The 12,673-nt window shown below is 31.7% G+C and carries 10 protein-coding genes; 3 read left to right on the top strand and 7 right to left on the bottom strand.

Annotation, left to right across the window (positions count from 1 at the left end):
• From IAI10_RS18095 to IAI10_RS18080, 4 genes are all read right to left on the bottom strand, one after another.
• Window positions 1-1,089 carry an AAA family ATPase gene (locus IAI10_RS18095; RefSeq protein WP_315674714.1) on the bottom strand — a complete coding sequence of 363 codons (1,089 nt, stop codon included), beginning with the start codon at window positions 1,087-1,089 and terminating at the stop codon, window positions 1-3.
• A 70-nt stretch (window positions 1,090-1,159) separates the two neighbouring features.
• The gene (locus IAI10_RS18090; protein WP_315674713.1) at window positions 1,160-1,978 is read right to left on the bottom strand and encodes a protein phosphatase 2C domain-containing protein; all 819 of its coding nucleotides are present in this window, start codon (window positions 1,976-1,978) and stop codon (window positions 1,160-1,162) included.
• A gap of 12 nt (window positions 1,979-1,990) precedes the next feature.
• Window positions 1,991-3,412 carry a DUF6382 domain-containing protein gene (locus tag IAI10_RS18085; RefSeq protein ID WP_315674712.1) on the bottom strand — a complete coding sequence of 474 codons (1,422 nt, stop codon included), beginning with the start codon at window positions 3,410-3,412 and terminating at the stop codon, window positions 1,991-1,993.
• A gap of 179 nt (window positions 3,413-3,591) precedes the next feature.
• The gene (locus tag IAI10_RS18080; protein WP_315674711.1) at window positions 3,592-4,308 is read right to left on the bottom strand and encodes a DUF2161 family putative PD-(D/E)XK-type phosphodiesterase; all 717 of its coding nucleotides are present in this window, start codon (window positions 4,306-4,308) and stop codon (window positions 3,592-3,594) included.
• A gap of 308 nt (window positions 4,309-4,616) precedes the next feature.
• Between IAI10_RS18080 and IAI10_RS18075 the strand changes: the two genes are divergently transcribed.
• Window positions 4,617-5,489 carry a DegV family protein gene (locus IAI10_RS18075; protein WP_315674710.1) on the top strand — a complete coding sequence of 291 codons (873 nt, stop codon included), beginning with the start codon at window positions 4,617-4,619 and terminating at the stop codon, window positions 5,487-5,489.
• Between the two features lie 38 nt (window positions 5,490-5,527).
• Here the strand turns inward: IAI10_RS18075 and IAI10_RS18070 are convergent, their stop codons facing one another.
• From IAI10_RS18070 to IAI10_RS18060, 3 genes are all read right to left on the bottom strand, one after another.
• A complete protein-coding gene (locus IAI10_RS18070) occupies window positions 5,528-7,072 on the bottom strand; it encodes an ABC transporter substrate-binding protein (protein WP_315674709.1) in 1,545 nt (514 codons plus the stop codon).
• Window positions 7,073-7,202: 130 nt separating this feature from the next.
• Complete coding sequence (locus IAI10_RS18065; RefSeq protein ID WP_315674708.1) at window positions 7,203-8,129, bottom strand: carbohydrate ABC transporter permease; 927 nt, start codon at window positions 8,127-8,129, stop codon at window positions 7,203-7,205.
• A 17-nt stretch (window positions 8,130-8,146) separates the two neighbouring features.
• Window positions 8,147-9,073, bottom strand: coding sequence for an ABC transporter permease subunit (locus IAI10_RS18060; protein WP_315674707.1), 927 nt, complete (start codon window positions 9,071-9,073; stop codon window positions 8,147-8,149).
• A gap of 234 nt (window positions 9,074-9,307) precedes the next feature.
• Between IAI10_RS18060 and IAI10_RS18055 the strand changes: the two genes are divergently transcribed.
• Together IAI10_RS18055 and IAI10_RS18050 are read left to right on the top strand one after the other, a co-directional pair.
• On the top strand, window positions 9,308-10,843 hold the full coding sequence (locus tag IAI10_RS18055; protein ID WP_315674706.1) for a response regulator: 1,536 nt from the start codon (window positions 9,308-9,310) through the stop codon (window positions 10,841-10,843).
• The gene (locus IAI10_RS18050; protein WP_315674705.1) at window positions 10,840-12,624 is read left to right on the top strand and encodes a sensor histidine kinase; all 1,785 of its coding nucleotides are present in this window, start codon (window positions 10,840-10,842) and stop codon (window positions 12,622-12,624) included. The genes IAI10_RS18055 and IAI10_RS18050 overlap by 4 nt, the downstream gene beginning before the upstream one ends.
• Window positions 12,625-12,673: the final 49 nt, after the last annotated feature.

Below are 12,673 nucleotides of genomic sequence, written 5' to 3'. Positions count from 1 at the left end.
TCATCTCCGCTTTATTAAATCCATTAATTTTGTAGTGCCATTTACTAGGACTGCACTTTGTAAAAGATTATCATATTCTACCTCTCCTGACGCTAAGCTATTATCAAAACTTATAAAAGCTTCTATTTTTTTATTTTCTCTCTCTATATTCTTGGGAATATCGTAATTTTTCGCAGGAAAGCACTTATTCACTATAAAATAGAAATTGGACATATTTTCAAACTCATTTACAAATAGATTAGCTTTAAAACTAGACATAGTATCTTGTCCCAAAAGCACAAATACTCTGTATGACATATACATAAGAGTTTTATAATTTAAATCAAATTTCGAAGATGTATCCACAATTATATAGTTGTATATATTCATATTCTGAAGATTATCAAATAAAAACTTTATGTCCTCTTCTTCTAATTCATCTATATCCAGCAGGCTTTCCACTGAGGGTATATAATCTACTTTGGTCTTTTCATCCTTAGCCCTTATCTGCAAAAATTTTTGAGATAGATTACTGTCTCTTTCTTTTACATAGTATATAAGCTCAGAAAAACCTTTTTCTTTCTTTTCGCTAAAAAGTAAATAGGTGGATTGAATATCCTCTAAATTTATATACAAAACGTCGTTATTTTCTGCCAAGGCTTCCGCTAAAGCTAAGGAAACTGTAGTTTTTCCTATACCGCCTATAGGAGAATAAAAGGTTAATATTTTTGTATCCTTATTTCTGCTGGTGATTATTTCTAATCTTTCAGGATCTCTTTCTATATAAGTATTTATGATATCTTCATACATCTTTTCCGCATGTTGATATTTTTTAATTGAAGGGTAGCCACCTACCTCACCATCGGAATTTTTTTCTGAAAGTACCATAATTGACTTAGCCCTGCATTTCTCTATGTCCTTGCATAACATATTACTGCTTATTAGTAGTATATCTATACTTTTTTCTTCTTCTATGTATTTAATTAGGTACTCTTGATTAGTAAAACAATTAATATTAAATTTTTCATAGTGATTGCTTCTTAAAAACTTCATAAGTCCACTTAAATATTTATCATCAGTATCTGCTATCGTGAGATTAATTCTAGCCATATTTCCTCCCTGCATATTTATTTGAATTTCCTTTGAACAGGACTTGATTTTTATCTTTAAGTCCTCATTTTTATTTAAATAATCTTGAAAATAAATTTTCATGCTTTTTTCTATCACATTGTTCTGAATAAACTAATATTACGGATATATTATCTTTTTCTCCCTGATCTTTTATGGTTTTTACCGTTTTTCTTGATATTTCTTGAAGTATATCATTGTTTATCATTTTATGGTTGTTAATATTTTTCTTTAATGTATTAATATCTAATTTATTGTAAAATCCGTCAGTACAAAGCAAAAAAAATTCTCTTTCTCTTATAGATCCAATTCTCTTATAAATATCTATTTTTTCTTTTGCTCCAACGCATTGAATCAATACATGCTTTTGCGGACTCTGCTCAGCTTCTTCTTCACTTATTATCATGTTTTTAACTTGATATGCTACAAGAGAATGATCCTCAGTAATCTGTTTAAATTTATTTTCTAATTTATAAATTCTACTGTCTCCTACATGAACAATATAATATTTATCGTTGTATATAAAAATACAAGATACTGTGGTTCCATATAAGCTATTGTTCTGTTTACCTGCGTTGATTATTCTTAAATTTATTTTGTTCACAACACTTTCCATAGAAGTTATGATATCTTCATCTGCTGAAGTTATAATGTTTATGACTTCGTTTTTCCACCAAAGCTTAAAAGCATTTATCGCTATAGAACTGGCTATTTCTCCGTGGGAAAGTCCACCAACTCCATCACATACCACCATCAATCCAAATTCTCCATAGGGTCCATCACCAATCTGAACTAATATATTATCCTGGTTTATATTTTTATAATTGCCAATATCACTTAAAGCACCTGTAGAAAGTTGCAATCTACTCATACTATATCTCCCCTAATACAGCTTAAATATAAAGTTAATATCAGATAAAGTTATTAAATCATCATTCTGCAATAGATACTGTTGTCCACCTACAAGTCTTTCTCCATTTATATAGCTGCCATTTTTAGAATTTAAATCAGTTATATAGCATTCTATATCTATTTTATCTATTTTAGCATGAGTCTTTCCTATAGTTTTATTACTGCATATATAATCTGCTTGCCCTTGCAGCCTTCCGATAACAAAGCTGTTTTTATTAATATATATTTTTTCCACCGTACCATCATTACCTTTTAACAGTAAGTATGGGTTATTTGAAGTCAAAAGTTCTGTTTCAAAATTCATATCAGTAACTATTTCTCTTTTTGACAGATTTATTTGACTTTGGTTTAAAGATTTTGAGGCAGCTTTTTTATTTTTTTCTTCTTTGGGCTTGCTCTCAACCTGCTTAGAAATTTTAATTTCTGCTTCCTTTATTGGAATCTTTTTCTCTATTAAATTATTCTTGGAAAGCAATCTTCTAAGAATTAATATGTCTGCTGCTGCTGCAAGCAATACAGATGCCATTATGCTGGTTGTATCTAAATTCTGGGTCATAAATGCAAGCACCAAAACAATTATTAACGCAAGCTGTATTGTTAAACTTATTAATTTTATTGATGTTCTGTACTTTTTCTTCACCTCATATTTTACATCCTGAATTTGCTTTTGATGAATATTCTTCTGATTTGTTATTTTTTCTTTTGATAGGCTATTTGAAATGACAACACTTTCTTCTTTTATTTTCTTAGAATTTACGATTTTTTCTGAATTAGTCTTAGTTATCCTTGAGTTCAGGGCAGTATTATTGCTGCTTACTTTATTTGAATCTATATCCTTAAGTAATTTAAGGAAATCCTCCAAATTAAAACTTGCTGACTTTAAAGCACCTAATATCCTCTCTACAAAGTTGTCTCCAATTGTATTTTCAATTGTTGCGTAATCTACCAGAATACTTTTTGCCAGTTGCTGGTATTCTTCATTTACATTCTCATATAGTTCCACATCTAACGGTACATATATTAATTGAATTTCTAAAGAATCCTGACATACATATATCTTTTCTAGATCAAATATAAAATTTTTTTCACACAAAAAATAGTTTTCACAACTAGCAATTATCTCTCCAATACTTTTTAATATACCTATAAATTGCTGCTTATTTAATTTATTTTCCATAAGATAACTCTTTAGTGTAAGCTTTGAACTGATATCATAAAATAATTGGAAAGTTTCGTTATAGCGCTGACTATACAAAGTATTGATACCAGTATGATAATTATTGTTTATCATCTCGATTTGATAGCTTATTGGTTCCTTATTATTAGCACTAGTACATACTAAAAAATTCTTTAAACCATTACTATTATAATCAAAATATACATTTTCGCCCATTTGCATGCTATCACCTACATTTTTAATAAATTTAGTAATGCATGTATAATAATACCATAAAAATAGCTAAGTTTCCATTATTTCTTGATTTATTTTTATTTTTTAATACTTTTATTGAAAATTAGTTATTATTTAATTTTCGCATAAGATTCATATGTCATTTTTCAACAAATAAAGCTTTATTTAATTATACTGAAAAAATATCCTGTTAAATCTTTAAAATCCTCCAGCTCTTTTTTACCTTTTTCAGAGATTCCATAGAGTCCTCTGCCAGCTTTGTAAAACCATCCATAAACATCATTATATAATATGGACAAGGTTTTCTTTTCATCAGAGCCCATATTTCTAAGCTTCTTAGGGGTAAGTTCTCCATACTTACTAAGGCAACAGGCTATGTATATAGCGGCTTCTCTATAAGCAGTAACAAGCTTTTTCCCACGGCTTCCTCCTTTATTGAGGTCCATATATCTTCCCTGTGTTTCTTTGATTATGGCTGTTCTCTTGCCTTTATTAACCCTCTTGCTCTTTTCCATATCAAAGGCTTTCGGCTCTTGTACTATATCTACAAATGTCTTATTTTTTTTGAAGTCAACCATTATTAATCCAAGCTCTAACCTTCTTAAAAGGTGGCATATATCTCTCCACTTGCTGCTATATTTCATATTTTTAGGCTTTGGTACGGCCGCGTAAACAAAGTCCGCTGTTTTTTGTCTTTTTACTGCTTGAGCCAGAAGAGCTACTGTAAGATTTTTCTTCAGTTCAACGATTATAATCGTCTCATCCTTAATAGCTACCAAATCACAGTCCTTTACCTCTCCATTAACCTTATAGCCTTGAAGCTCAAAATATTCTTTTATTGGATTATATAAATCTTCTTCTTTAAGAATTTCATTCATGAAAAATCACCATTGTTAATCCTTTTAAGCATTTTTAATGTACATTCTTATTATAATATCAATATCTCTTTTATGTTAGTCTATATTAAACCTGCAATTCGTAATTTATAAATTATAAGTAAGAAGTAAAAATGAATAATTAGGAGTTTAGGTAGAAATTTAATATTAGAATTGCAGTATATTAAATACTGATAATGATAAACTCTTAAAAAAATGATATAATTATATAGTTAATGGTTTTATATTTATATTTTAATTTTTAATCCATGTCTATTTAACATGAGTTCTTATTAAGGGGGAATTTTATAATGAAAACATTACTTATGACAGATTCCTGCTCAGACCTGCCAATAGAATACACAAAGGAAAATGATATATTTGTTTTTCCCTTAACCTATCACTTTAAAGGAGAAGATCATGTAGATGATTTTGGAACTACTTTAAGCTATAGTGATTTTTATGCAGAGGTTAGAAAAGGTGAAATGTCGTCAACCTCTCAAGTAAACACCTATACCTTTAAAGAAACCTTTAAAAAATTTATCGACCAAGGATACTCTTTAGTATATATAGCTTTTTCTTCTGCTCTTAGCGGAACCTATAATAACGCTATGCTTGCAAAGGAAGAAATTATAGCAGAAAATCCAACTGCAGATATTTCTGTTATTGACTCCAGATGTGCCTCTATGGGTCTAGGCCTTCTAGTTTTTACAGCCTGCCAAAAGCTAATGGCTGGTATGGCTAAAGAGGATTTAGTAGCTTGGATAGAAGCTAACAAATTAAAATTAAATCATTGGTTTACGGTGGATGATCTTTTTCATTTAAAAAGAGGTGGAAGAGTTTCTGCTACCAGCGCTGTTATAGGAAGCCTATTAGATATTAAGCCTATACTTCATGTGGATGATGAAGGCCGTTTAATACCTGTAGCTAAAACAAAAGGCAGGAAAAAATCTATAAGGACTTTAGCTAATGAATTAAATGATCGAATAACAAATGCAGAAGATCAATTCATAGCTATAAGTCATGGTGACTGTTATGAGGATGCTAAATTGCTTGAGAAATTAATTTTAGAACAGCATAAAGTAAAAGGATTTATCATTAATTATGTAGGTCCAGTAGTTGGCTCCCATTCAGGTCCTGGAACCATGGCATTGTTTTTCTTCGGTGAAAACAGACATATTTAGTTATTTTCCATAAAAAAATTGCCCCTAAGGGCAATTTTTTATTTTGTTCCTTTTATGAAAGCATCTACCTGCTTCTGAGCTTCTTTTTGTATTTTATCTAATCCAGCTTCCTTTAATTTTTGTTTGTAGGTTTCTAGTCCCTTCACTGGATCTGATATTACACCAAGGCTTAGTGGAATACCATATTGAATAGTTACGTTATTTACTGCTGCCATTTCATTCTTAACATTTGAATCATCGAAGTTAAATGCTTGAAGAATATTATTTACAGTATCCTCTTTTGCCCATTTATTAGACATTTGGTCTACTATTGCTGGCTGAGATTCATCTGTACGAGCCATTGAGTCTACATGCCATCCCCATGGACATACATTGTTAGCTGGGAAGTTAGAAGATGTACTTAACTCTTTGTACTGCTTATCCCCTACTGCCTGCCAATGTGTTCCCTCTATACCGAAGGTAGTTAGATTGTATATATCTTTGTCATATCTTAATAGGTCTAAAGCCATTAAAGCTCTGTCAACATTCTGTGAGCTGGCATTTATAGCCATACCGTTGTTAGTATAAGGATTAGCAACCTTCTTTACTCCTGGATGAATGTCTACGATTTCAACTTTCCAATCAGGATGCTGAGCATTTATAGATGCTGCGTCGCTTGCTGCAGAACCGATGTTCCAAACCATGGATGCTGCTTTTCCTGCTTTAAATGCATCATCTCTTGTCTCTTTGCTGGATAGAGAGCTCTTTGACCAGTAGCCATTATCTGCGAACTGTTTCATCTTAACAACATAATCTTTATAAGCATCTGTGTCAACAATTGATACTACTTTTCCTGAAGTATCATCAAGCTTGTAGAATAATGATGGGTTATCACTATTGGAGTTTGCTCCCTTTAGAACAGCTAATCCATTACCTTCAAATGCATAAGGATAGTAAAGATTCTGCACTCCTCCGTTTACTAATGAAACTATACCCTTTTCATTTTTAGCAACAGCATCGTAGTATTTCTCCAAATCAGCTTCGCTCTTTATTTCAGGTATTCCATATTTCTCTCTAAGGTCTCCTCTTATAGCAAATACATTGTAGGAATATTCATGACCCTGATCATTCGGTACCATGTATATCTTGCCGTTAACCTTTGCCTGATCCCAGGCAACCTTTGGTTCATTCTTGTAAGTATTAGGCGCATCCTTTTTAAGCATATCTGTAGTTATTTCTGAAAATCCGTTTCTTACTGCCATCTGATTATAGAAACACCAGCCTGAGGCAGTAAATATTAAATCGAAATCATCTCCGGAAGAGAATAATAATGGATATTTAGTGTTCATGTCCCCCCAGGATATAAACTGTACATCTAATGTAGCATTAATCTTTTTCTTCATTATATCGTTTACTTTTCCGTAAACAGCATCATAGTCCTTTGGCTTATCACCTAAGAGATACATCTTAAGTTTAACTGCACTTAATTTACTAGGATCTGAGCTTTCTGATGAACTTTGCTTGCTTGAACAACCACTGAAACCAGCTGCCATAGTCATTGTTAATGCTATTGCAAGAGTTAATTTCTTTAAAACTTTATTCATTACAGTTCCCCCTCGTATATTTTAAAATTTTTAGAATTATGATGCATACTTTGGAGCCTCTTTAAGAACTCCAAAGTACTTATCAATTATTTTACCAGAATATTGATTTATGATAATCTCATATTGAGCTTTATCCTTTAACAGCTCCTACTGTAATACCCTGTACAAAGAATCTTTGCACGAAAGGATATAGAAGTATTATAGGTCCAGTAACTATGACTGTAAGTGCCATTTTAAAAGATTCACTTGGCAAATCCATGTGTATATTAGTTCCTGTCTTAGAAATCAAATTCTTATATGCATCTATATTATTTACTATTTTGTAAAGAAAATATTGAAGACTATATAAATTTTGATTCTGTATAAAGAGCATTGAATCATACCAGTCATTCCAATAGTTTAATGCTGTGAACAGACCAACAGTTGCTAAAGCTGGCTTTGCTAGAGGTAAAATCAGTTTGATGAATATGGTAAAATCGCCTGCTCCATCAATCTTTGCTGATTCTGAAATTGCATCTGGTATTCCGCTCATAAAACTCTTCATAACCAAAATGTTAAATACATTTAAAAGCGGAGGCAGTAAAAGTGCCAGATAGCTATCTTTTAGATGAAGATATTTTACCATCAATACATACCAGGGTACCAACCCACCGCTAAATAAAGTGGTAAAGTAGAAGTAAAAAGAAAATTTATTTCTCCATTCAAAATCCTTTCTGGTAAGAACATAAGCAGTCATAGCAGTTATAAATACACCAAGTATTGTTCCAAGTACAGTTAAACTGATGGTGACTCCGTAAGCCCTGAAAATCGCAGAAGGATCTTTAAGTGCCATCTTGTATGCTGAAAGTGATAATTCCTTTGGAATGATTCTAAAACCATACTTTGCTATAGAATCCTCTGAAGTAAAGGACCCTGATATTACCATTAAGAAAGGTATCAAGCAAGCTAGTGCTGTAAATCCGAGAATTACATAGGCACAAACATTGAAAACAAGTACATCCTTTGGCTTCTTAGCTTTTTTAAATCTGACTTCTTCATTTATAGATATGTTCTGCAAGTGAATCGCCTCCTTCTCTAGAATAATGAGTAATCTTTATCATATCTTCTTACAAAATAATTCACTACCACTACTGTTATAAAGCAGAATATGGACTGGTATAAACCGGAAGCTGCTGCCATACCAAATTCGTTGGTTTGCAGTAAGGATCTAAACGTAAAGGTATCAATAACATCCGTAGTATTAAATAGAGTTCCATTGTTTCCTATCAGCTGGTAGAACATTTGGAAATCTCCTCTGAATATATTTCCTATAGCTAATAATATTAATATAATCATTGTTGGCTTTAAGCATGGGATTGTAATCTTAAATATTCTCTGAAAAATATTAGCTCCATCAACCTCAGCTGCCTCGTAGATTTCTGTGTCTACTCCCATTATGGCCGCTAAATAAAGTACTGTTCCATATCCAACGTTCTTCCAGGTGTTAAAAATAATTATAATGAAAATCCACGCTACTGGTTTGGAGTAAATATCAATGGGCTGAGCTCCAAAAGATTTTAATATGGAATTTACAGTACCATTTTCAAAGTTGAATAAATTATATACCATAACTCCAACTATTACCCAAGATATAAAGTAAGGAAGGAACATCATGGACTGAGTGGTCTTCTTAAAAAACTTATTTTTTATTTCTGAAATAAATATAGCCATCATTATCTGCATAGTAGTATTTATAGCTATGAATGCTACATTGTATAATACAGTATTACGGGTTACCTTAAAAGCCTGACCTGATGAAAAGAAAAATTTAAAATTGTCAAAGCCAACCCAAGGGCTAAGATATAAACCATCTCTATAATTAAAGCTTTTAAATGCTACTACTATACCTGTCATAGGTATATAGCTAAATAAGAAGAAAAATAAAACCGCAGGCACAAGCATTAATAGCAAGGTTCTGTTTTTCTTTAGCTTGTATAAAAAACTCTGATTATGCTTACTCATTTTCTACCGCCTCCATCATTAATACGTTTTCATGTCTACGGTCTAATATTATCATGAATTCGATATCAGAAATTTAGTATTATCTTTTTATTTTAGTAAAATATTTCACTCTTTTTTGGAGGAACCTTAAAACATATTGGTGAAAAGTACAAATTATTGCTTTTAAAATTATTTAGTAATATAATAAATATACCATTTTGGGAATGTGTTATGCTTTTAAGGGGGGAATCTTAATTGGTTAAATTGCTAATAGTAGATGATGAAATTTTCACCAGAGACGGTATTCTAGAGCAGATGCCTTGGTCTCAATTAGGAGTAGACCAAGTTAAATCAGCTTATGATGGAATTAATGCACTTGAAATTGCTAAGGATTTTAAACCTGATATATTGCTTACCGATGTAAGAATGCCTCGAATGGATGGAATAGAGCTTTCTTTCAGTCTGAGAAAAATTTTACCTTCTTGCGAAATCATTTTCATGAGCGGCTACTCTGATAAGGAGTACTTGAAATCAGCTATTAAATTAAAGGCTGTAAGCTACGTTGAGAAACCTATAGATTTGGACGAACTAGAAGCAGCAATTAAAAATGCCGTTATTTCAAATTTAGAGACAGCTAAAGCTGATGATAATGCAAAAAAAAGTATCGCACTTTCGCTAATTAGTGAAAACGTTAATATGGAAGAACTAAAGCAGCTCATTGGAACACAGCATTTTGATTCATTAAAGGATGTATCTTTTTTAACCTTTTTGATAGCTCTTACTGATTCTAATACAAATGTGAAAGATAAAATTCTTTCTGAAGTGGATGACATAATCTCTAAAAGTGAATTCAGAAGCCTATCCTGCTTTAAAAACGAAAAGTTAATGCTTATCCACTTATTTTGGAATAAAAACAATAAAGCTGCTCTGAAGCAAGAGAATCTTGAAAACCTTTTTATAGCTATCTCTGAACAGCTGAAAAAATACGGAAACTTTTTTGTTTCGGTAGGTAACCAAGCTGAAAGCCCTGACAAAATTTATGAGTCTTACAATGCAGCTTTAAAAGCATTAAATAAATCTTTTTATTATGATTATTCTTCAATCTTATATTGCTGCCACACTAAATCAGATATATATAAAGGTGATAAAAAAATCTTTGAAACCTTTTATAAGCATTTGTGTCATGAAGAAAAAATGGAAAGCATACTTTTAATCAAAAGATTTGCCGGCGATATACGACTTTATCCTGATACCCCAGCAAATCACGTTAAGGATATATTCTATAGATTCTTTCTAGAGTTAATAAGATTTTGTACTGAAAGAAAAATTCAGATAAATGATGCAGACTTAAATTCACAAATACCCTTTGATAAATTCATACAGTTTAATACTATTGCTGAAACAGAGACTTTCATCATTGAAAAAATAGAAGCGGTTTTTTCTGCGATTTCCGAGGAAAACGTTGACAAGAACTCCATAGCTCAAATTACACGATATATTCGTGATAATTTCAATGATGCAGACTTATCCTTAAATACTATAAGCGAACACACTTATCTGACCACCGCTTATATGTGCAAGATTTTTAAAGATAATACGGGAACAACTATAAACAAATATATTTTAGAATATAGAATAAATAAAGCTAAAGAACTGCTTAAAACAAGAGGTATGAAGATAAGTGATGTTGCAGGAAAGGTTGGCTATACGGACGGTAATTACTTCACCAAAATATTCAGGAAAGAAACAGGCCTTACTCCATCGGAATTTAGGCAGAAATATCTATCATGAAAATAAACTTTATTAAAAATATGAAGCTAATGCAAAAATTTCTATTGTCCTACTTTTTGCTTATTGTAATACCTTTAGCTCTTCTTTCCACCCTAACTTATCGTAAGGTATCAGGAATTGTGGAAAATTATATTACTTTTTCAGCTAACCAAGCTTTTGAGCAAACTAGTTCATTTTTGTCCTATAAACTATATAGATTTATAGAAATATCTGATCTGATTCGCAATGATAACAATATAATAAACACCTTGAATAAGGATGCGGACACCTACGATCTCCATGAACAGATAAAGGATATGGTATATTTGAGGCAGTACCTTCATTCCTTTGAAGATGGCATAGATATATGTAAAGCCGCCTTATACGTAAATGATAATTTTGCCTATTCCGGAGACAATGTGAATTTATTTCCAGTGTCCCAGGCGGAAAAATCAAAATGGTATGCAGAATTAAAAAAAGATGGGAAAAAGGATTTATGGTGCCCTAGCTCTTATTTAAGCAATAATAACCAGGATAACGGTGATTTTTTATCCGTGATTGCAGCTATCAAAAATCCCACTGATTACAGTAAATTTATAGGATACCTTCAGCTCAATTTTAAAAAGCAGGTAATTGATGATATCATTAAAAAAGCTAACGCCTTTGAAGGAAGCTTAACATATATACAGAATTCAGCTGGGGTTGTAGTATGCTCTTCCAACACCTCAATGTTAAAAAAATATGGTCTTGGCAGCGATTTGATTAATTCTCTTTCCAATGCTTCGAGCACTCTAAAGCCTGTAATGATAGGAAATAGTAAATGCCTAGCTGCAAGTTTTTTGATTGATGGAACAGACTGGAATATGGTTACAGTAATACCCTATAATAAAATAGGAGCCAAGGTAGTATCTATCGGATATGATTTGCTTCTGTTAATGTCTATAATCGCCACAGTGGCCTTTTCCTGTGCCTTTTATTTCTCAAGATCTCTGAATAAGAGAATATCAAAGCTTATCAGAGCAATGCGAAAAGTACACAATGGTAATTTTGATACCTTTATAGAGAATTCAGGCAATGATGAAATAGCGGAACTTATAGATAATTATAACTATATGCTGAGTCAAATATCTATATTAATCGAAGAGCAATATAAGTCAGGCAAAGCAGTAAAAAATGCAGAACTTAAAGCTTTGCAGGCTCAAATAAATCCTCACTTTTTATATAATACTTTGGATATGATAAATTGGATGTCTTACAAAAACATGAATGTTGAAATCAGTTCGGCAGTGAAAAGCTTAGCTAAATTTTACAAATTGAGCCTTAACAAAGGCAAATCCATTATTTCTATTAAAGATGAATTGACTCATGTTTCCCTTTATGTTCAAATTCAAAACATGAGATATTCCAACAGAATAAATTTAAATATTCTTGTAAATGAGGAAATTCAGGAATTCAGCATTCCAAAGATCACCTTGCAGCCCATAGTTGAAAATTCTATTTTGCATGGGATACTTGGAAAAGAGAATCAGGCTGGTAACATCATAATAAAAGGAGTTATGGAAGATGAAGATATACTTATTTCTATTGAGGATGATGGTGCAGGTATTCCTGAGGATGTCATAAGTAAAATTTTTTCTGATGAATTAAATAGCAGAAAAGGCAGCGGCTATGGCATTAAAAATATTAATGAAAGGCTAAAAATATCCTATGGTGAGAAGTATGGTATATCCTTTGAAAGTGAAATCGGAGTAGGCACCAAGGTTAAAATAAGAATTCCAGCTAAAAAATACGATAACATTTAGCCATGATAAATTAAACGCCTCTCAGATTCTTGTGTTTCTGAGAGGCGTT

This window comes from Clostridium sp. 19966, from assembly GCF_032335695.1.
Taxonomy (GTDB): Bacteria; Bacillota; Clostridia; order Clostridiales; family Clostridiaceae; genus JACTOJ01.
This window is presented reverse-complemented; position numbering and strand designations above follow the sequence as displayed.

What these genes read in the sequence shown, in the direction of transcription:
- IAI10_RS18095 (WP_315674714.1), bottom strand. Translation starts at nt 1,089, where the DNA reads ATGGCTAGAATTAATCTCACGATAGCAGATACTGATGATAAATATTTA.
- IAI10_RS18060 (WP_315674707.1), bottom strand. Translation starts at nt 9,073, where the DNA reads ATGAGTAAGCATAATCAGAGTTTTTTATACAAGCTAAAGAAAAACAGA.
- IAI10_RS18070 (WP_315674709.1), bottom strand. Translation starts at nt 7,072, where the DNA reads ATGAATAAAGTTTTAAAGAAATTAACTCTTGCAATAGCATTAACAATG.
- IAI10_RS18050 (WP_315674705.1), top strand. Translation starts at nt 10,840, where the DNA reads ATGAAAATAAACTTTATTAAAAATATGAAGCTAATGCAAAAATTTCTA.
- IAI10_RS18090 (WP_315674713.1), bottom strand. Translation starts at nt 1,978, where the DNA reads ATGAGTAGATTGCAACTTTCTACAGGTGCTTTAAGTGATATTGGCAAT.
- IAI10_RS18085 (WP_315674712.1), bottom strand. Translation starts at nt 3,412, where the DNA reads ATGGGCGAAAATGTATATTTTGATTATAATAGTAATGGTTTAAAGAAT.
- IAI10_RS18080 (WP_315674711.1), bottom strand. Translation starts at nt 4,308, where the DNA reads ATGAATGAAATTCTTAAAGAAGAAGATTTATATAATCCAATAAAAGAA.
- IAI10_RS18075 (WP_315674710.1), top strand. Translation starts at nt 4,617, where the DNA reads ATGAAAACATTACTTATGACAGATTCCTGCTCAGACCTGCCAATAGAA.